This window comes from Anaerobacillus alkalidiazotrophicus (assembly GCF_001866055.1).
The window spans coordinates 103732-124804 of sequence record NZ_MLQS01000031.1 but is presented as its reverse complement, the minus strand read 5'-3'; the positions used below and the strand labels follow the sequence as shown (position 1 = coordinate 124804).

Annotated in this window: 23 protein-coding genes; 1 reads left to right on the top strand and 22 read right to left on the bottom strand. The window is 35.8% G+C overall.

What is annotated here, in order from left to right; translation table 11 throughout:
- Window positions 1-2 precede the first annotated feature (2 nt).
- From sdaAA to BKP45_RS19705, 6 genes are all read right to left on the bottom strand, one after another.
- On the bottom strand, window positions 3-887 hold the full coding sequence (gene sdaAA, locus BKP45_RS19725; RefSeq protein ID WP_071390877.1) for an L-serine ammonia-lyase, iron-sulfur-dependent, subunit alpha: 885 nt from the start codon (window positions 885-887) through the stop codon (window positions 3-5).
- 29 nt (window positions 888-916) lie between these two features.
- A complete protein-coding gene (sdaAB, locus tag BKP45_RS19720; RefSeq protein WP_071390876.1) occupies window positions 917-1582 on the bottom strand; it encodes an L-serine ammonia-lyase, iron-sulfur-dependent subunit beta in 666 nt (221 codons plus the stop codon).
- A gap of 20 nt (window positions 1583-1602) precedes the next feature.
- On the bottom strand, window positions 1603-1776 hold the full coding sequence (locus tag BKP45_RS22745) for a hypothetical protein (RefSeq protein WP_169824144.1): 174 nt from the start codon (window positions 1774-1776) through the stop codon (window positions 1603-1605).
- A 303-nt stretch (window positions 1777-2079) separates the two neighbouring features.
- Window positions 2080-2940, bottom strand: coding sequence for a DegV family protein (locus tag BKP45_RS19715; RefSeq protein ID WP_071390875.1), 861 nt, complete (start codon window positions 2938-2940; stop codon window positions 2080-2082).
- Window positions 2941-2961: 21 nt separating this feature from the next.
- Window positions 2962-4647, bottom strand: coding sequence for a DAK2 domain-containing protein (locus tag BKP45_RS19710; RefSeq protein ID WP_071390874.1), 1686 nt, complete (start codon window positions 4645-4647; stop codon window positions 2962-2964).
- A 22-nt stretch (window positions 4648-4669) separates the two neighbouring features.
- Window positions 4670-5032, bottom strand: coding sequence for an Asp23/Gls24 family envelope stress response protein (locus BKP45_RS19705; protein ID WP_071309808.1), 363 nt, complete (start codon window positions 5030-5032; stop codon window positions 4670-4672).
- A gap of 312 nt (window positions 5033-5344) precedes the next feature.
- On the opposite strand from BKP45_RS19705, the gene rpmB reads away from it, so the two are divergent.
- Complete coding sequence (rpmB, locus tag BKP45_RS19700) at window positions 5345-5533, top strand: 50S ribosomal protein L28 (RefSeq protein WP_071309809.1); 189 nt, start codon at window positions 5345-5347, stop codon at window positions 5531-5533.
- 43 nt (window positions 5534-5576) lie between these two features.
- Here the strand turns inward: rpmB and spoVM are convergent, their stop codons facing one another.
- The 16 genes from spoVM to remA all read right to left on the bottom strand — a co-directional run bounded on the left by spoVM (window position 5577) and on the right by remA (window position 21051).
- Window positions 5577-5657, bottom strand: coding sequence for a stage V sporulation protein SpoVM (gene spoVM / locus BKP45_RS19695; protein ID WP_071390873.1), 81 nt, complete (start codon window positions 5655-5657; stop codon window positions 5577-5579).
- Between the two features lie 171 nt (window positions 5658-5828).
- Window positions 5829-6461 carry a thiamine diphosphokinase gene (locus BKP45_RS19690; RefSeq protein WP_071390872.1) on the bottom strand — a complete coding sequence of 211 codons (633 nt, stop codon included), beginning with the start codon at window positions 6459-6461 and terminating at the stop codon, window positions 5829-5831.
- 2 nt (window positions 6462-6463) lie between these two features.
- Window positions 6464-7006 carry an energy-coupled thiamine transporter ThiT gene (gene thiT / locus BKP45_RS19685; protein ID WP_281243183.1) on the bottom strand — a complete coding sequence of 181 codons (543 nt, stop codon included), beginning with the start codon at window positions 7004-7006 and terminating at the stop codon, window positions 6464-6466.
- A 565-nt stretch (window positions 7007-7571) separates the two neighbouring features.
- Window positions 7572-8216, bottom strand: coding sequence for a ribulose-phosphate 3-epimerase (gene rpe, locus BKP45_RS19680; RefSeq protein WP_071390871.1), 645 nt, complete (start codon window positions 8214-8216; stop codon window positions 7572-7574).
- 1 nt (window position 8217) lies between these two features.
- A complete protein-coding gene (rsgA, locus tag BKP45_RS19675) occupies window positions 8218-9099 on the bottom strand; it encodes a ribosome small subunit-dependent GTPase A (protein WP_071390870.1) in 882 nt (293 codons plus the stop codon).
- A gap of 100 nt (window positions 9100-9199) precedes the next feature.
- The gene (gene pknB, locus BKP45_RS19670) at window positions 9200-11215 is read right to left on the bottom strand and encodes a Stk1 family PASTA domain-containing Ser/Thr kinase (RefSeq protein WP_071390869.1); all 2016 of its coding nucleotides are present in this window, start codon (window positions 11213-11215) and stop codon (window positions 9200-9202) included.
- Window positions 11205-11969, bottom strand: coding sequence for a Stp1/IreP family PP2C-type Ser/Thr phosphatase (locus tag BKP45_RS19665; protein ID WP_071390868.1), 765 nt, complete (start codon window positions 11967-11969; stop codon window positions 11205-11207). Before BKP45_RS19665 ends, pknB begins: the two co-directional genes overlap by 11 nt.
- Before the next feature lie 4 nt (window positions 11970-11973).
- A complete protein-coding gene (gene rlmN, locus BKP45_RS19660; protein ID WP_071390867.1) occupies window positions 11974-13041 on the bottom strand; it encodes a 23S rRNA (adenine(2503)-C(2))-methyltransferase RlmN in 1068 nt (355 codons plus the stop codon).
- A 13-nt stretch (window positions 13042-13054) separates the two neighbouring features.
- The gene (rsmB, locus tag BKP45_RS19655; RefSeq protein WP_071390866.1) at window positions 13055-14404 is read right to left on the bottom strand and encodes a 16S rRNA (cytosine(967)-C(5))-methyltransferase RsmB; all 1350 of its coding nucleotides are present in this window, start codon (window positions 14402-14404) and stop codon (window positions 13055-13057) included.
- A 2-nt stretch (window positions 14405-14406) separates the two neighbouring features.
- Window positions 14407-15348, bottom strand: coding sequence for a methionyl-tRNA formyltransferase (fmt, locus tag BKP45_RS19650; protein ID WP_071390865.1), 942 nt, complete (start codon window positions 15346-15348; stop codon window positions 14407-14409).
- 168 nt (window positions 15349-15516) lie between these two features.
- Window positions 15517-17931 (bottom strand): primosomal protein N', encoded by a 2415-nt coding sequence (gene priA, locus BKP45_RS19645; RefSeq protein WP_071390864.1) that lies wholly within the window; start codon window positions 17929-17931, stop codon window positions 15517-15519.
- Window positions 17928-19136 carry a bifunctional phosphopantothenoylcysteine decarboxylase/phosphopantothenate--cysteine ligase CoaBC gene (gene coaBC, locus BKP45_RS19640; protein WP_071390863.1) on the bottom strand — a complete coding sequence of 403 codons (1209 nt, stop codon included), beginning with the start codon at window positions 19134-19136 and terminating at the stop codon, window positions 17928-17930. Before coaBC ends, priA begins: the two co-directional genes overlap by 4 nt.
- 193 nt (window positions 19137-19329) lie before the next feature.
- Window positions 19330-19458 (bottom strand): hypothetical protein, encoded by a 129-nt coding sequence (locus BKP45_RS23420; RefSeq protein ID WP_281243182.1) that lies wholly within the window; start codon window positions 19456-19458, stop codon window positions 19330-19332.
- Window positions 19459-19808: 350 nt separating this feature from the next.
- Entirely contained in the window at window positions 19809-20015 is a 207-nt protein-coding gene (gene rpoZ, locus BKP45_RS19635) for a DNA-directed RNA polymerase subunit omega (RefSeq protein WP_071390862.1), read from the bottom strand.
- Window positions 20016-20630 carry a guanylate kinase gene (gene gmk / locus BKP45_RS19630; protein ID WP_071390861.1) on the bottom strand — a complete coding sequence of 205 codons (615 nt, stop codon included), beginning with the start codon at window positions 20628-20630 and terminating at the stop codon, window positions 20016-20018. It abuts the gene before it with no gap.
- A gap of 160 nt (window positions 20631-20790) precedes the next feature.
- Window positions 20791-21051, bottom strand: coding sequence for an extracellular matrix/biofilm regulator RemA (gene remA, locus BKP45_RS19625; RefSeq protein WP_071309823.1), 261 nt, complete (start codon window positions 21049-21051; stop codon window positions 20791-20793).
- Window positions 21052-21073 lie beyond the last annotated feature (22 nt).

The window sequence follows — 21073 nt, the reverse complement described above, 5'->3', positions numbered from 1 at the left end:
CTTTATTTTTCGTGACTAAATCCAAAGATTTTCGCTTCTAGTGCTCTACCTGTTGGAGTAGCCGCTAAACCTCCTCCTGCGGTTTCTTTTAAATCTCTTGACATAGACTGACCTATTTTGTACATAGCCTCAATTACTTCGTCACATGGAATTCTACTTTCTATTCCCGCTAATGCCATGTCAGCTGCAACAAGTGCATTGGCGGCTCCCATAGCATTTCGCTTAACGCATGGAACTTCAACAAGTCCAGCAACAGGATCACAAACTAACCCTAGCATATTTTTTAATGCTATTGCCATTGCATGGGCCGATTGTATAGGTTTCCCACCCATAAGTTCTACAATGGCTGCTGCTGCCATACCTGTTGCACTACCAACTTCAGCCTGACAACCACCACCTGCACCTGAAATAGTAGCATTGTTTGCTACCACAAGCCCAAATGCACCACTTGTAAATAAAAAACGAACCATTTTCTCTCTAGAAGGATTAATTTTTTTCTTAATAGCAAATAGGGTTCCTGGTACTACTCCAGCTGAACCGGCTGTAGGAGTTGCGCAAATAGTCCCCATTGCTGCATTTACTTCATTTGTTGCTATTGCTTTACTAACAGCATCAAGAAGAAATTCACCAGATAGAGATTTTCCACTCTGTATATAATTTTGTAAAAGAATTGCATCTCCTCCTGTTAAACCTGATATTGAACGAACTTTTTCTTTAATTCCTCTTTCAATAGCTTCTTCCATGACACATAAATTTCTGTCCATCTGATCAAATATTTCTTCAAAACTTTTCTCAGAAACATCCATTTCCTGTTTTATCATTATATCAGAGATAAGGATGCCTTCCTTCTCTGCCAATTCTACTAATTCAGCCACATTTCGAAACATTGTTTATCTCTCCCTAGTCTCTCGCGTTGTTATTCATGTATCTTAGTTACCTTAGAGATATTTGGTAAAGATTTTACTTCAGCTAAAAGTTTTTCATCAACGTTTTGATCAATCTCAATAACCATTAACGCTTCTTTACCTTTTTCTTTTCTCGAGACTTCCATATGGCCAATATTAATTTCATACTTTGCTAATACATTAGATACCGCTGCAATAACCCCAAATCGATCATCATGTACAACCAATATCGCAGGATGATTACCTGATAATTTTAATTTAAAGCTATTTAGTTCAACGATTTCTATCTTTCCTCCACCTATGGAAATCCCAACTAATTCTATTGTATCTTGTTCACACGTCCCTAGTCGAACTTTTGCTGTATTTGGGTGATCTGTAATAGCATCCTCTGTCACGATTTTATAAGTAATCCCTAAAGCCATAGCAATGGTGAGAGAATCTTTTATTCTTTGATCAAAAGTATCAAAATCGAGTAACCCACCTATTATTGCAACATCTGTCCCATGTCCTTTATATGTTTTCGCAAAAGAGCCATAGAAGGAAATTTCTACAAATTTAGGTTCTTTTCCTAGAAGTGTTCTAGCAACTCTTCCAATTCGAGCAGCTCCTGCTGTATGGGAGCTAGAAGGACCGATCATTATTGGGCCAATAATATCAAAAACCGTTCTATATTTCATAAATACCTCCGAAAAATTCTCTAAGCTGTTAGTTTAATTATAGTTATATTATTTACTTTGTCTTGTCGCCACCCTAAAAAAATTGAAAACATTTTAAGAAAAGCGCAAGCGCCTTGGTCACGAGCAGCTGCTCCTGTGCCACTCCGTTTGCTCGTCGCAAAGCCACTTCGAAGTATTCCAAGTAGTAGCTTCACTGGGGCGTCCTTTGACAGAAGCCGCTCTTTGGCTTCCGCGTGCTTCTGCGTCTAACAGCACTGCTTCGAAGTAGGCTTCCTCGAAGCAGTGTTTTGTGCGACGAGTAATCGCAGGAGCAAAGTAGCACGGAGCATATTCAAGAAGTAATCCAAGAAGACATTGAAGTCAGTAACTTGACTGAAGTGACCGAGCTCGTAGGCTGCTTGCGCTAGACAGTTTCCAAGTAAGGAGTTTTATACATTCTTCCATTGCAAAAAAAGTGCCAGCAACCATATATGTATGGTTTTCTGACACCATAAAGCTTATTTAGCAAGAGTAACAGTAATTCCTATTGCCCCTGGACCTACATGCGCACCAATTACAGGACCAATATCAGTAAAAACTTCCGAACTAATGTTAAAACGACTACGCATTTCCGTCATAATCTCAGTAGCCAATTCAATTGTATTTGCATGAATAACCCCAACGATTATCGGTTGATTGCCATAGTCTTTCTCTAGATAGTCATAAATCTTTGCCAAAGCTTTTTTCTGCCCACGCACTTTATCAACAGGATAAACTTCTCCATCTTCATTTAACGAAAGGATTGGTTTAATTTTCAATAATGAACCGAGTACCGCTGACGCTTTACCAATTCGACCATTCTTTTGTAAAAACTCTAATGTATCAACCATAAAATAAATCGTTGTATCCTTTAACAACTCATTTAATCGCGATAAGCATTGCTCCTTTGTTGCACCTTGTTTAGCTAGTTTTGCAATTTCAGTAACAATCATCCCACAAGAATAAGCTGCTCTTTTAGAATCAACAACAGTAACATTTATTGTTTCTTTCACCACATCTGAAGCTATAACAGCTGATTGAAATGTACCACTTAGCTTCGATGATATGTGAATTGAAATAATATCACAGCCTTGATCCTCCGTATCAATTTCCTTATACACTTCTTCAAATTGATACGGAGACGGCTGAGAGGTTGAGGGGATAACATCTGATGTTGCAAGATTTTCATAAAATTCCTTAGCTTGTATCGTGACTCCATCTTCATATGTTTCTTGTTCACCAAAAAGTACTTTCAATGGTACAACAGCGATATTTAGTTCTTCCACCAATGACTTTGGAATATCAGACGTACTATCGGTGACAACTCTTACTTTTCCCATAACGAATCACCCTCCTCAATATTATTCAACAGAAAAGATATAAGAATATAAAGGTTGATTACCTTCGTAAACTTCTACTTCTACATCTTTAAAATTTATTTCAATATAATCAACAAGCTTATCTGTTTCTTCTTCAGTAGTACCATCACCACGAATAATTGTTACGATTTCAGAGTTTTCATCAATCATTTGATCTAACAATTGTTCTGTCACTTTAAGACGATCAGGTCCTGAAGAAACAATTTTCTTCTCAGAAATCCCCATGAAGTCATCTTTTTTAATTTCTACACCATCAAGATTAGTATCTCGTACCGAAAAAGTAACTTGCCCAGTCTTCACTAAAGCTAAAGCAGCTTTCATATCCTCAGAATTTGTTTCAAGGTTCCCTGATGGATTAAAAGCTAATAATGCAGCTAAACCTTGTGGGACTGTTTTAGATGGTACAACGACAACATCTTCCTCAACAACTGAAGCAGCCTGCTCTGCAGCCAAAATAATATTACTATTATTCGGTAAAATAAAGATCTTATTGGCACGAACATTTGAAACCGCCTTAACAAAATCTTCAGTGCTTGGGTTCATTGTTTGACCACCTTCTATAACAATTCCAGCGCCTAGGCTTTTAAACATTTTAGCAATCCCTTCACCCATAGCTACTGTAATAATTCCAAACTCCGCTTTAGTTTCCGAAGTGGAAGCAATTGGCTCTTCCTCGTAAACTGCTTTTGTTTCTTCTAGTAAGTGAGTGTGTTGTTCTCGCATATTTTCTATTTTCACGTTAATTAAGCTTCCAAACCTTTGAGCCTGAGTGATGACTTCGCCTGGTTGTTCAGCATGAATATGTATTTTAAGTAAATCATCATCAGAAACAACTAACAAAGAATCTCCATGATTACTTAATAATTGACGAAAAGCTACTTCATCAAACGGATTTTTTTCAATCTTTTCTTCCTCGAATTTAACCATCACTTCTGTACAATATCCAAACTCTATGTCTTCAGTAGCCATGTAACTTTGAGCGTTTTGGTGATGTTCTACTTTCACAAGTTCAGACATAGATGCCGACTTTCTATCAAGTTCAACAATTTCTTCGCCTTTTAGTACTGCTAAAAAACCTTCATAAATAATTACTAAGCCCTTCCCACCTGAATCAACTACACCTACTTCTTTTAAAACAGGTAGTAAACTTGGAGTGCGATCTAATGATTTATTTGCTTCAGCCAGTGTCGCATCCATAATTTGAATAATATCATCCGTACGTTTAGCGGTCTCTTGAGCTTTTTTAGCCGCATCTTTAGCTACTGTTAAAATTGTTCCTTCAACAGGCTTCATCACTGCTTTATAAGCCATATCTACTCCATAAGTAAAAGCATCAGCAAATTGTTTAGCATTCAAGGACGTTTTACCTTCAACAGATTTTGAAAATCCTCGAAAAAGTTGTGATAAAATTACTCCTGAGTTTCCTCGAGCCCCCATCAACAAACCTTTTGCAAAAGCTCCAGCAACTTTACCTACATGTTCTGAATTTTGAGTGTTCACTTCTTTCACTCCTGAGGAAATGGACAAATTCATATTCGTCCCTGTATCACCATCCGGTACAGGGAACACATTTAACGAATCCACTAATTTAACATTCTTTGATAAATTACTGGCTCCTTTAATAAACATTTGGGCAAGCTTTTCACCCTCTAAACTCTTCAGTGTCACAAATGTTCCTCCTTAAAACGAACTATGGATTTATTACCTTAACTCCTTGCACGAATATATTCACTGAGTCAACTGTCAAACCCAACATTTGCTCAAGCTGATACTTTACTTTCGTTTGAACATTATGGGCAACCTCAGAAATTTTTGTTCCATAGCTAACGATTATATACATATCAATATGAATTTCATCATCTTCTTCACGTATTACAACGCCTCTAGTAAAGTTTTCTTTACCTAGCAATTCTGTAAGTCCATCTTTCAATTGCTTTTGTGAAGCCATGCCTACAATTCCATAGCAGTCGATTGCTGCTCCACCAGCAATTACGGCTACAACTTCTCTTGCAACATCAATTACACCTAATTGTGTTTTTATCTTTATTGACATATCGAAATCCTCCCTTAGAATGTACTATCGTGGCTTAACATATTTTACTATAATTATCCACATATTTAAAGAAAACTATATCAATCAGTTCATATATCCGTTACGTAATTATTAGCTTTATAATTAAGGTATCCTAATTATACATAAAACATTTACTTTTTTGATTATAGCTATTACTTATATAGTGTCAAGTATCTTACCTTGATAATTATTCGAAAACCTCTTGCAATCTTTTTTTTACTATGCTAATATTAGCAAGTATTTATAAGATGAATTTGAGTGTCATCTCATGGTTTACAAGGAGGTGCAATCATGGCACGTAAATGTGTAATTACTGGAAGACAAGCTCGTACAGGAAACAAACGCTCACACGCATTGAACAAAACAAAGCGTAAGTGGGGTGCGAATGTACAAAAAGTTCGTATTATGGTAGATGGAAAGCCAAAACGTGTATACGTTTCTGCTAGAGCTTTAAAATCAGGAAAAGTTGAACGCGTATAATATGAATTGAAACAAAAAAGCACCCATTATGGTGCTTTTTTGTTTAACCTTTTTTAAATGAATTTAATATTACTCTTACAAATCCTCCTAAAAATTTGGGTAACTTAATCGTATAAAATTTCATAAATCTCCCTCCTCAACATGGGATTCGTCATTTTTCAGCACTAACGATAAAGGAATAAAGTATAAATGACCTCAGTTATAATAAGTATATTCAGCAGTTTTAAAATAGTACCTATTTTCTTTAATTACCAAATAATGTTACACCTTATATTCATTATTAAAAACAGTTTGTCTAATCAATACTCTCTACCACTATTAATATGCCAAAAGAAAATGAATAAGTACCCCTATTTACAATTAATTCATTACTAATACATAAACTTGATCCATACTTTAATTTTGTATTTGTTAATTGATATTTAAAACCTTGTAATGTTAGATCCTCTACGCATTCAAACATCGAAAGAAAAGAAATATATTTGTAATTACTTTGAAATATATCGTAACTCCCTGGCTTTTTCACTGTGATTCGATTTTTATTATCAACAATATAAATATTTACTGAGTTTTTTATACCTTTTTTTAATAGTTGCAAATTAATCATTTCATGATCTAACCTACCACCAGTTGCTCCATAAATAATAATCTCTTCTGGTCTTTTCTCTATAGCAAAAGTTAACGCTAATTCAAGATCGGTTTCATCTTTTTCGCTTGGAAATTGTTTGTACGAAGATACTCTTACGTTTCTCTTTGTCATAACAGAAATTGAATCAAAATCACCGATAGCATAATCGGGTTCGATCTCAAACTCTACTAGGTGTTCTACGCCACCATCTACACCTATCCAAATTTCATCTTTTGACTTTTTATGCAATGAAGGGAGACTCATACTCGGTCCCCCTGCGACAATATGGATACGTTTCATATTTATTTTCCATGTAACAGCCTAGGCGCTGTATTTGAAAGTAAAATAAAGACAACCGTAGATAATAAAAAGACTGGAAGCATGTATGATGCGTTATAAATAATTGAGTAAAAAATAACGTTCATGCCTTCTGGTGCATATATACCAAACCATACAACACCTGAAATAAAATGAGAAGTAAAACGAAGAAATGAACCGACAAAGACACCAGCAATAATTGCTACCATACGCCTTGTTTTACTTGCAGCAACTGAAATACTAAATACCCCAGCAAACCCTACTACTGTATACGCCACAGCATAATCTAGAAAAATTTGTACCGGGTGAACAAAATAACCGTAAAACATTTGTATAGATCCAACAATAAAGCCTGTTAATAAGCCGGCACTAAGTCCTCTCCGATAAGCCATCAGTAAAATGGGAACCATTGCTAGTGAAACAGAACCACCATATCCCCAAAATCCTTTAATTGATACAAAATCTAATATTAAAGCTAAAGCTGCCATCATGGCGATTTCAGTCAAATGTAAAACTGGTCTTTTCAAAAGAAACACCTCTTTCTTTATAATAAAATCACCTTGATATATGCAAGGATGGTTAAAGATAATAAAGCTGAAGTCAATCATTCACTGATTGTTAGTTTAACTTATACCACCATAAGAATAACTAATCATCAGGTTTCTCTGATAATTAGTTATTCTATATAGGACCTTTAAGGACAGTTATACCCCCACCTCAAAACTTTTCGATTTTCTTAAGATTTGAGATGGGTTCTTATTGCACCTTACGAGCGGGGTAAAATATAACAAAAAAGATAACTTAATATTAGAAAAACCCTAAAACATTTTTTTCTTCAGAATTTATACTGCACCTTCAATAAACAGTAAATTCCCCCACCGCTTAATAAAAGCTGCAATCAAATGATTGAAGAAATTTATGGTTTGAGTTATCTATTTAAGTTACCCTTTATTTAATCAAACTGATTTGAACTTAAGGGGCATAGACCCCCACCTCTAAGCGTAGTGAAGGTGGGAACTTCCATTCAGTTGGAATTGAGACTCCATCTGAATTTCCGATGTTCTAGCGAAGCTAGAACGAGTTCTCTTTAACTTAGCCTCGAATTGCTTTAATTGCTTGAGCACGGTCTTTTTCATTATAAATAGCAGATCCAGCCACTAATACATTTGCACCGGCTTCAATACAAAGTTTTGCTGTTTCTGAGTTAACACCGCCATCAACCTCGATGTCAATAGATAAACCCTTTGACTTTGCCATTTCACTAACAGCATATATTTTTGGTAGCACTTGTTTAATAAACTTTTGTCCACCAAAACCTGGGTTAACTGTCATTAGTAACACCATATCTACATCATCAATAATATGCTGAATTGTATCTACAGGCGTTGCAGGGTTTAAAACTACACCAGCCTTAACTCCATTTTCTTTAATTAAGTGAATTGTTCTATGAAGATGAGTACACGCCTCGACATGGACCGTAATAATGTCTGCTCCAGCTTTTGCAAACTGCGCAATATAGTTATCGGGATTTTCAATCATTAAATGGACATCTAACGGTAACGTTGTAATTGGTCTAATAGCTTCTACAATAAGAGGCCCAATTGTAATATTTGGTACAAAATGACCATCCATTACATCGACATGAATGTAATCCGCTCCCCCTCTTTCTACATCTTTAATTTCCTCTCCAAGCCTTGCAAAATCTGCAGACAGGATTGACGGTGCAATCTTAATCATTTTAGTACCTCCGCTTTTGTTGTTTAATCTCTTCTAAAAAACTTAAATAATCTTTGTAACGGTAATCAGCAATTTCCCCAGCCTCTACCGCATCCAAAACAGCACAATTGGGTTCTGTAGAATGGGTACACCCTCTAAATTTACATTGACTAGCACGAGATCTCATCTCTGGAAAACAATCTGATAACTGTTCAGAAGTAACCTCTGTAAAATCTAATGAACTAAAACCAGGTGTATCAGCTACTAATCCTGTTCCAATTTTAATCAACTCTACATGCCTAGTCGTATGTTTTCCCCTGCCTAAATGAGAGGAAATTTTATTTGTTTCTAAGTTTAAGTCAGGTTTAAGTGCGTTTAATAAGGACGACTTCCCGACACCGGATTGTCCAGCAAATACACTTATTTTGCCATCTAACCATGGTCTAACTTCTTCAATTAGCTCTTCCATAAAAATAGAGGTTTGCAATACCGTATAACCCAACTTACGATAGTCGTTGATAAATTGATTTATTTCTTGCTGATGCTCTCTTTTAAGTAAATCAATCTTACTAATACAAACAATTGGCTCAATATCATTAGCCTCAATGTGAACTAAAAAACGATTTAAGAGAAGCGTACTAAATTTTGGCTCCATAGCCGAAAAAACTAAAATCGCTTGCTCGACATTAGAAATAGGTGGACGAACTAATTTATTAAACCGGTCTTTTAGCCCCAAAATGTACCCATCGCTATAATTTTCAGCCTCAAAATTAACCGTATCACCTACTAATGGTGTTATCTTTTTCTTACGAAAGTTCCCTCGAGCACGACACTGAAATACTTCACCTTGACTTTCAACATAGTAAAAGCCACTTAATGCTTTAATAATCTTTCCTTCGGGCATTGAATCCTCCTTATTTAGAAAGCAATAAATTTATAATCTCTATTAGTATGAACGAAGTCCTAACATTTTTCCCGGAACGCAGAAGATTATTTTAAATTAACTAGTTTGCAGCTCCTTCATCATACGTTTTCGTGTGTGTTTGATATTCTTCCCCATTAATAGCTACCTTTACTTCCGCAAAATCTTCTGGGTTAATCGTAACAGGAATCCTAAAAGAAGTTAGCTCATTAATTGGTTGTTCATTTGTATAGACTACATGACCTGAAGTTGTTGAATCATCGTACGTAATCGTTACAAAATAAGTAAGACCAGCAAGTTGATCTTCTTCTGAAATTGGCACTTCAAACTCTATAAATGTAGATATTGGTGGTAGCTCAGGTTCTAGAATTGGTTTTGGATTTGGATTTGGTTTTGGTTTTGGTTCTGGACCTCGCGAAAATACAACCCTAATAACATCACCTTTTTGTACAAGTTCACCTCTTAATGGGTTTTGTTCCATTACTTCTCCTACTGGAAAGCGGTCTGAATAAGCTTCATCAAAATTACCGGATAGTCCATGCTTTCTAAAATATTCAATTACTTCATCACGATTATAACCTTGTAGGTTATCAAGTCTTATCGTTGGTGCGACACTATAGGTTATGTAAATAATTGCTTCTTCAGGCACGACAAGAACTCCCTGTTGCGGAATATGAGATATAACAATATTTTCATTAAAATTTGAAGTTGCTTCCTTTGTTTCGAAAATGTTTTCGTCCTTAAACCCTAATTCAATTAAAGTTCGGCGAGCTACCTCTTTATTTTGTCTCGTTACATCAATCATTTCTATTTTTTCTTTACCTTCGCTTACAAAAACAGTGATAGTAGTATTTATTTTCACTACTCGTCCTGCTACTGGGTCATGTCGGACAACACGACCTTCTTTAATCTCATCATGAGGGATGTTTTCTCGCTCAACTACTAACCCAAGCGCAGTCAATTCTCGAAATACTTCCTCATATTCCATCCCAACTAACTCTTCTGGAATCGTAACCTCATCAACATGAAGAAGACTAGGTATAATGGTAAAGGCAGCAATTACAGAGCCTAATAACAATAATATTGTAACCATTAAAATAGGAATCCATTTCCTTTTTTTCTTTACTACTTTAGTATCCGATTTTTTATTTTCAGATTGTTTAACAATTTTTGTTTGATCCAAATCTTGATCATGGGAATGTTCGTTTTTTAATATTGGGATAGCCTTAGTTACATCATCATCATCTTTTGGTATAACAAATTTCTCTTCATTCAAACGATGTGGCTCCAATGCTGTTTGAATGTCTTCTTCTAATTCTCTTACTTGACTATATCGATGGAAAGGGTCCTTTGCAGTAGCCTTTAATATAATATTTTCAATGCTTTGTGGTAATGATGGATTTATTAATCTAGGAGATGGTACTTCTGTTTGTAAATGTTTAATAGCTATCGAAACTGCTGTGTCACCTGAAAAAGGAACTTCCCCTGTCACCATTTCATATAGCACGATTCCTAATGAATAAATATCCGATCTTTCATTTACTAAACCACCCCTTGCTTGTTCGGGTGATAAATAGTGGACTGAACCCATTACCGAATTAGTATGGGTGATAGTTGCAGATGTCATTGCTCTAGCAATTCCAAAGTCAGTAACTTTTGCTTCACCTTTTGCACTAATTAAAATATTGTGTGGCTTAATATCACGATGAACGATATGATTTGCATGCGCATGAGAAATGGCAGAAGAAATTTGGAGCATAATATCTACTATTTCTTCGATTGGCAGTGCGCCACGTTGTTGAATAAGCTGTTTCAACGTTAAACCTTCTACGTATTCCATCACAATATAATATAAGTCATCTTCTTCACCTACGTCGTAAATATTTACAACATTCGGATGTGAAAGACTTGTAGCTGCTTGTGCTTCTCTTCTAAACCGTCGAATAAATTCATCGTCATCAGAAAATTGTGGACGTAAAACCTTTACAGCCACTACTCTATTTAGAATAACATCGTGTGCCTTATACACATTTGCCATTCCTCCGCCACCAATTGTTTCTAAAATCTGATAACGGTCATTAATTTTTCTATCTTTCATGAACATCACCATGAGTTCCTTCATTATCATGGAAAGCAATTGCTATCGTAATATTGTCCTCGCCACCACGTTCATTCGCTAAGGAGATTAATTCTGAAATCTTCATATCAAGAGACATTTTTTTTTGAATTACTTGAAATATTTCTTCATCCTTCACTTTATTTGAAAGTCCATCAGAACACAAAAGGATGTAACTACCCTTGTCCCAATTTATGGTTTCAATATCTATTTTGATAGTTTTCTCGGTACCTAATGCCCTAAGAAGTACATTACGACGAGGATGGTTTTCTGCCTCAACTTCAGTAATTTGTCCTGAACGAACAAGTTCATTGACTAATGAATGATCTTCCGTTTTTTGCGCAAGAGTTTCTCCATTCATTAAATAAGCGCGACTATCCCCTATGTGAGCATATGTTACAAATTGATCAGAGCAGACAACAGCCACAAGAGTTGTGCCCATTCCTTGACACTGGGGATTTTCAGTTGAATGTTGATAAACTTGTTCATTAACATCGGAAATAGCTTCATCTAACCACTTTTCAATACTTGTAGGTGTCTCTAACTCACTAGTCTCACGCCATTTTCCTAATAATTTTTCAATGGTCATCAGACTTGCTACGTCACCAGCCTGATGTCCGCCCATACCATCAGCGACAATAACCAGTAGTAATCCATCCTTATTTTTACTAAAGCCCCCATTGTCCTCATTGTGAGATCTAATTTGTCCTACATCTGATTTAAACGCTACATCCATTCTTTTATCCCCTCGTTTCTTCTTTACGTTCCTTTGCTCTTAACTGACCACAAGCAGCATCAATATCATGTCCCTGTTCTCTACGGATCGTAACATTAACCCCACGATTTTTTAAGATTTTTTCAAATTTAAAAATCTGATTTCTTGAAGTACGAACAAAGTTCCTTTCAACTACATCATTAACGGGTATTAAATTCACATGACACTTTAAACCTTTTATTAAATCAGCTAGCTGTTCGGCATGCTCCTCTTGATCGTTCACTCCACCAAATAATCCATATTCAAAAGTAACTCTTCGACCAGTCTTCTCTGTATAATAGTTAACGGCTTCCATTAGTTTATCTAGAGAGTAAGCTTTATTGATTGGCATTAATTTACTTCTTATCTCTGTAGTTGGTGCATGAAGTGATATCGCAAAATTAATTTGTAACTTTTCATTTGCAAAATCGTATATTTTCGGAATAATTCCACTTGTTGATATGGTAATATGTCTTGCTCCAATATTTAAACCCTTCTCATCATTAATTGTCTTTAAAAAACTTACTAATGGCTCGTAATTATCGAAAGGTTCACCAATACCCATAACAACAACAGAGCTAACGCGTTCACCAACTTCATCTAAAGAACGTTGCGCTTGTAAGACTTGAGCTACAATTTCACCAGCTTCTAAGTTACGTTTTAATCCACCTAGAGTTGAAGCGCAAAACGTGCAACCAATACGACATCCTACTTGCGTTGTAACACAAACACTATTGCCGTAATCATGGCGCATTACAACTGTCTCGATAGAATAACCGTCACTTAATTCAAATAAAAATTTAATGGTTCCATCCTTTGATTCTTGTTTTGTCAGTGTTTTTAAAGTTGTTAATCTAAAATCATTCGACAAACTTTCGCGTAAGTCCTTCGACAAATTTGTCATTTCATCAAAAGATGTTACTCTTTTTTTATAAAGCCAATCAAAAATTTGTCCTGCTCTAAACTTTGGCTCTTTATGATCCTTTAGCCAGGCTTCTAATGTACTAAACTGCAAACTAAAAATTGATGGCTTTTCTGTTTCTGTTTCAATCATGCTCGACACACCTTTATGGTTGATTTTTTATAAGACTTGCGATGAAGAAGCCGTCTGTTTGAAAATCCGATGGTAATAATTGAACCATCCCATCTTTACAAAATCTTTGAGCTTTTTTAGGTAAACGATTCATTAATGTTCTATCTAAATGAAATTCATGATGCCCTTTAAGAAAACTCTTAACTACTTCTTCATTTTCAACGGTATCAATTGTACAAGTACTGTAGACTAACCTTCCCCCTTTTTTCAAAAGGGGTGCAACTGCATCTAAAATTGCTTTTTGAATAGTTGTTATTTTCTCTATATCTTCTACTTTTTTTTGCCACTTTATATCAGGTTTTCTTCTAATAACACCTAATCCTGTACATGGAGCATCTACTAAAATATAATCAAAACTTTCTTTTTCAAATATTTGTCCCGCATTTCTGCTATCGGTTGCTTTTGTAGTTATGGAAGTAAGATTGAGTCTATTAGCTTGTTCATCAATAAGTTTCACTTTATGTTGATGAAGATCTAATGCATATACTTCACCTTCATTATTCATCCGTTCTGCTATATGTGTTGTTTTTCCACCAGGAGCAGCACAGCTGTCTAGTACCTTCATGCCAGGTTTAGGATCTAATGCTCTTGCTACAAGCATTGAACTCTCATCCTGAATAGTTAAAAATCCTTCTTTATATAACTTTGTATTTGGAAGTGAACCTTTCACAACTTTTATGGCATCTTCTGATAAATCTCCCCGTTCTGCACAGACACCTTCATTATCTAGAAGTTGAATCACAGCATCAATATCGGCATTTTTAACCTTATTAACACGAGCCGAAACTGAGGGTGGAACTACACTTATTTCACAAATATTTTTTGTTTTTTCTGTCCCGAATTGCTCAACCCATCTTTCAATAAGCCATGCTGGATGACTTAATTCTATAGCCATTTTTTCAGTAGGATTTTTTATGTTATTAAAAGTCGGTTTACCTTCTCTTAGAAACGATCTTAAGGTACCATTAACCATTGCCGAAATTCCTTTATGACCTTTTTTCTTGGCTATTTCTACAGCTTCATGGACAACAGCCCGTTCAGGAACACGATCTAAGTAAACAAGTTGGTAAATTGATAAACGTAACAGAACAAGTACCCACTGATCTAATTTGTGTAAACCGCCTTTAACAAATTGACTCAAGAAATAATCTAATGTATTCTTTCGCTGAATTGTACCGTAAACGATCTCAGTTAGTAAACCAACGTCCTTCTCGTTTAATTTTTCTTTTTTTATAGATTGATTTAAGAGAAGGTTAGAATACGCTTGATTTTTTTCAATTTGAAGTAGGATATCGAGGCCAACTTCACGAACTTTTTTTTTCATTATTATTCTCCTAACTTAGTTCCAACAGTTAAATTACTTCCCGCACCACGTAAGAACTGTTCAGCACTCATTCGTTTTTTACCTGAAGGCTGTAGCTCTGTTACTTTAATATAAGTTTCGTCCCCCGTACTTACAACAAACCCATCTTCTTCAATAGCTACAATAACCCCTGGATCAGCTTGTTGTTTTTTTGGAACCTTAATTGACCACCATAGCTTTAAAGGTTGGTTATTAAGTGAAGTGTAGGCAACAGGCCATGGATGTAAACCACGGATCTGATTATAAATTTCTAATCCACTTTTTCCCCAATTAATTTTTTCTTTATCTCGACTAATATTGGGAGCAAAACTTGCCTTAGAGTCATCCTGTTTAATAGGAGTAAGTCTACCTTCTATTAGGTCAGGGATTGTCCGAGACAGAAGCTCTGATCCTATCACACTTAATTTATTATGTAATGTACCCACATGATCTTCTTCTAAAATTTCAACCTTTGCTTGGTTTAAAATATCGCCAGCATCTAATTTTTCTACCATATACATAATTGTAATCCCTGTTTCCTTTTTTCCATCAATAATTGATTGGTGAATTGGAGCACCTCCTCGATATTCTGGCAAAAGGGAGGCGTGGACATTAATACAGCCAAACTTCGGTTTATCAAGAAGAGCTTTTGGTAATATTTGCCCAAAGGCAGCTGTGACAATTAAGTCGGGCTCTAAATCAAGCACCTGCTGTAAATCTTCTGACCGTTTTAAATTCTCCGGTTGGACAATTTTCAAATCGTGTTTTACTGCTTCTACTTTTATTGGCGGTGGAGTTAATTCCTTTTTTCTGCCTTTCGGTCGATCTGGTTGTGTCACAACTCCAACTATGTTGTATTCATCTTCTATTAAACGCCTTAATACAGGAACTGAAAAGTCAGGAGTTCCCATAAAAACTACACGCATATAAACACCTCTTTATTATTATAGTAATTAATCAAACTAATTTGAACTTAAGGGGCATAGACCCCCACCTCTAAGCGTAGCGTAGGTGGGAACTTCCATTCAGGTGGAGTTGAGACTCCATCTGAATTTCCGATGTTCTAGCGAAGATAGAACGAGTTCTCTTGTAAGTTACATCAGAACAAAAGGATTCTTATCTATTGAAATCTGTAAAGTTCCTTGTTGAGTCTCTCGTTTGTAATTTTCATTTATTTCCTTTAAAACAGCTAATAGAGTCGGTTCATTTTTGTATTTTATCATGCATTGATATCGATATCTATCTTTTATCCTAGCAATTGGACTAGCTACAGGCCCTAAAACAATAGCTTTATCAGATAACGACCTTCTTAAAAAGGATCCAATCCTTTCAGTTACTTCAATGACCTTCGTGATCTCAGGGTGTGATACTTGAACAATTGTAATAAAATAGTAGGGTGGATAATTTTGTAGCTTTCTAACACTCATCTCTCTTTCAAAAAAGGCTATATAGTCATGCTGACGTACTAAATCTATACTGTAATGCTCTGGTGTATATGTTTGTATAACTACTTCTCCAGGAAGTTTGTGTCGACCAGCTCGACCACTTACTTGAGTTAAAAGCTGAAACGTTCGTTCACTAGCTCGAAAATCAGGAAGGTGAAGCATTGAGTCAGCAGCTAACACTCCGACTAACGTAATATTTGGGAAATCTAATCCTTTAGCAATCATTTGTGTACCCAGTAAAATATCAGCCTTCCCTTGGGCAAATGCTGTTAGTAGTTTTTCATGTGCACCTTTTTTTCTCGTCGTATCTACATCCATTCTAATAACCCTTGCTCCTGGTAAAACCTTCGTAATTTCTTCCTCTACTTTTTGAGTTCCTGATCCAAAAAAACGAATATGCTCACTATTACAACTACTACACGTTTTGGGCATATTCTCTTGATGACCACAGTAATGACATTTTAATAGTCGGCTTGTTTGATGATAAGTTAATGAAATATCACAATGTGGGCATTCAGCTACATATCCACAGTCTCGACACATTACAAATGTTGAATACCCTCTACGGTTTAAAAATAATACACTCTGTTCACCTCGTGAAATGCGATCAGTCAGTTTATCAAAAAGCAGTTTTGAAAACATGGAACGATTACCGCTTTTAAGCTCTTCTCTCATATCTACTATTTCCACTGTTGGTAATGTAACATCATTAACGCGCTCTAGCATCGATAATAACTTGTATACACCTTTCTTTGCACGAGCATACGTCTCTAAAGAAGGTGTAGCACTCCCTAATATTAATGGGCAATTATAATAACTAGCACGCTGTATCGCAACATCCCTTGCATGATAGCGAGGGTTCTCTTCTTGCTTATACGTAGCTTCATGTTCTTCATCGATAATGATTATTCCAATATTTTTAAACGGAGCAAATACTGCAGATCTAGCACCAACTACAACCTTAACACTACCATTGTGTATTTTGCGCCATTCGTCATACTTTTCTCCCACAGAAAGACCACTATGTAAAACAGCAACTAAAGAACCAAAACGTTCTTTAAAGCGTTGAACCATTTGCGGTGTAAGTGAAATTTCTGGAACAAGTACAATTGCTTCTTTCTCCTGTCCTATAACTTTAGAAATCGATTGTAAATAAATTTCGGTTTTTCCACTACCAGTTACCCCGTGAATTAAAAACGTTTCATGTTTTTGGTTTTCTATCGTATGATAAATTGGCTCAATCACCTTTTTTTGATTTCTTGTCAATGGTAATGGATTTGTTCTCTTAAATGAACGATTGGCATAAGGATCACGGGAGATCTCTAATTCTTTTTCTACTAACACGTTTTTCTCAATTAACGCTTTAATTGTACCTCGTGTAGTCTCTGCTTGCTCGATAAGGTCTGTTATAGGCACGGCTGTTGGAAACTTAATAAAATATTCAATTACTTCTTTTTGCTTTGCTGCTCGGTTTCCTAAGTGCATTAACTGATTAGAGAGATCTTCGCGACAAAAAGGTTCCACAACCTTCACTTTTTTATAAGTAACCTTATCCTTTACAACGTAAACAGCTTCTAAAACTCCCATTGAAATGGCTCTTTTTATTAATGGCAATAAGTTAACATGATTTGATTTAAACTCTTCCCAATCAACAACGTCTCGATGTTCAAACCAAACACGTAGCTCTTCTGGTATTTCAAGTATTCTATTTTGATCAACAAGCTTTATTTCCTTTTTATACTTAGCACGTAATGCAGCTGGGAGCATTGCTTGATAAGCAGTTATTTTAAAACAGATCGCACTGTTCGTTAACCACTCTCCCAACTGAAGTAGTTCATCAGTTAAAACAGGAGTTACATCTAGTATTTCTGCAATTTCCTTAACAGTTTCTAGTTCCGTTTCTTCAGACGTTGAAATTACAAATCCTTGAACTTTTCTCGGGCCGAATGGAACAATAACCCTCATCCCAATTTCTATCATTGGAAGCAAGTGAACAGGAACTTTGTAGTCAAAAAGACGATCGGTACCGCCAGTCGGAACATCAACGACGACTTTTACAATCATTTTTCAGAATCCTTTATTACTTCTTCCACTTCATTTAACAAATAATTAGCGACTTCATGCTTAGACATCAGTGGCAAATCAAGTCTTGTCCCATTCTTATTAAATATCGTTACAATATTTGTATCAGCTTTAAACCCAGCTCCCGGTTGAACAATACTATTAGTAACAATCATATCTAGATTTTTTCTCTCTAATTTATCTTTGGCATATTCCTCTAGTTGTTCACTTTCAGCAGCAAATCCGACTAATAATTGTTTTTCTTTTCTTTCACCTAACGTTTTTAATATATCTGTCGTTCTTTCCATTTCAATAGACCAATCATTCGGGCTTTTTTTTATTTTTTGTTCGTGCACTAACTTTGGTCGATAATCAGCAACAGCAGCTGTTTTGATAACGACATCAGCAAAATCAAAACACTCGATCACTTTTTCAAACATATCTTTTGCTGATGTTACATTCTCAAGTTGAACTCCATTTGGTGGCTTTATAGTAGTAGGACCAGAAATTAATATAACATTTGCACCTCGTTTTATCGCTTGCTCAGCTATAGCATAACCCATTTTCCCAGATGAGTGGTTCGTAAAATAACGTACTGGATCAAGTTTTTCTTGAGTAGGTCCAGCTGTAACTAATACTGTTTTACCTTTTAATGTGGATGATGACGGTTGAAAGAACTCTTCAAGATGTTTGAAGATATCGTCTGGTTCCATCAGTCGCCCTTTTCCAATATATCCACATGCTAAATAACCTTCACCCGGCTCTAATATTTGATAACCAAATAATTTTAATTTATCGATATTAGCAATAACTGCCGGATGCTCGTACATATGAACATTCATAGCAGGTGCGATAAAAATAGGTGCAGTGGTAGCGAGTAACATTGTTGAAACTAGATCATCAGCTATACCATTGGCAGCTTTCCCAATAATATTGGCAGTAGCTGGTGCCACAACAACAACATCTGGCCAATCAGCAATATCTATATGGGTTATTTTTGTCGGATCTTTTTCTTCGAAGGTATCAACATATACATTGTCTCTTGAAAGTGCTTGGAAGGTTAGTGGTGTTACAAATTTTGTTGCACCTTCAGTCATAACCACTTTAACACTAGCACCAGCTTGTGTTAATTTACTTGTAAGTGCACATGCTTTATAAACAGCGACTCCGCCAGCCAAACATAATAAAATTTTTTTCCCCTTTAACATATGTAACTCCTCCAGTGTCTTGAAAATTAGAAAACTGATAGCGCCTGTTCACTCGAAAACTTTCCAAATAGAAAATAATTTAAGTGAATTTCATATTTACCAAATCCGAGCCGCATAAATCAATATTTAGTTACAAATGATTCGGCGTAACTAGGTATAGCACCTTAGTGGCGAAAATAATGAATGATGAAATTCATAAACTATACTTTCTTAAGAAAAACACATGAAAAGCGCAAGCGCCTTGGTCACGAGCAGCTGCTCCTGTGCCACTCCGTTTGCTCGTCGCAAAGCAGCATCGAAGTAATTCAAGCAGTAGCTTCACTGGGGCGGCCTTTGACAGAAGCCGCTCTTTGGCTTCCGAAAAGGACTGAAGTGACCGAGCTCGTAGGCGCTGAAGCTAGACAGTTTCCAAGTTAGAAATTTATAAATTCTGATTATGTTAGAAAAACCTGGCTTATCGCCAAGTCCTAAAGCGAAAGCCTTAGTTTTTCTTATACTTTATTCCTTTAGAGAAGTTAAACTTTCTTAAAGTACAAAAAAAGAGGGTGACTCATACTAGATCAGTCACACCCCCATTATAAACTAGTGAAAAACCTTTGATATAAGGTTAATTCTCTAAATAATTGTTCATAGGGGGGCAAACACTTTTTGAGTCATCCCCTTTTGCATTTTCTACTCTTCCCGACGTTTGAACGAAAGTTGCCCTGCAGAAATTTCTTCAAGTGCTTTACCAACCTGTTTATATGACTGAGGCTTATCAACCTTTAAGTCTCTTTCATTTGATTCACGAAGGTAACGTGCACGTCTTGACGAAACAGTCACTAACGTATATTTTGAGTCAAGTTTTGTTAATAAATTATCAATTGAAGGGTATAACATTTACTCAGCCTCCACTAATTGTTTATATTTTTCTATTAAGCGGTCTTTCCTACAATGTTCAGCAATTACAATCGCTTTTATTCTGTCGACCGCTAGATGAACTTCGTCATTTTCAACAACATAATCATACTTATTCATCATTTCGATTTCATCTTTGGCAACTGTCATACGGTTGTTAATAAGATCTTCTGTTTCAGTTCCTCGGTTAACAATTCGATTTCGTAGCTCAGCCAAGCTAGGCGGCATCAAGAAGATAAATAAACCTTCTGGAAATTTTTCTCTAACTTTTAATGCACCTTGCACCTCAATTTCAAGAATAATATCTTTTCCTTCACTTAAGGTTTTTTCAACATAGTCTACAGGTGTTCCATAAAAATTACCTACATATTCCGCCCATTCAAGAAGTTGATCCTTCTCTATCATTTCCTTAAATTGTTCTTTCGTTTTAAAAAAATAATTAACCCCATTAACTTCTCCTTCTCTTGGAGAGCGAGTTGTTGCTGAAACTGAATACAAAATATCTGTATCTTGTTTCCTAAGTGCCGCACATACCGTACCTTTCCCTACACCGGATGGTCCAGAAAGAACGATTAATAAGCCTCTTTCCTTTTTCATTATTACCTCCATAAATCAATCCATAGGATTAAACTTTGCATAATATATTTTGTATATGCCAAGTTTCTTATACTATCTCAAATACGTATGTATTTTATAGTACTAGAAAACTCCAGCTAATTATACATTAGCCGGAATTGGATTGGTGATATTATTTCCTTTAGTCTTCTGATAAATCATCTTTATTAGATAAACGTTGTGCTACCGTTTCCGGTTGAACAGCAGATAAAATAACATGATCACTATCAGCAATAATTACAGCTCTCGTTCTTCTTCCATATGTAGCATCAATCAACATGTTTCGCTCCCTAGCTTCTTGAATAATCCTTTTAATTGGAGCTGATTCTGGACTCACAATTGAAATAATCCGATTTGCTGAAACAATATTGCCAAAACCAATATTTATAAGTTTAATGTTCATTGTTTTCCCCTGCCCATCTTTA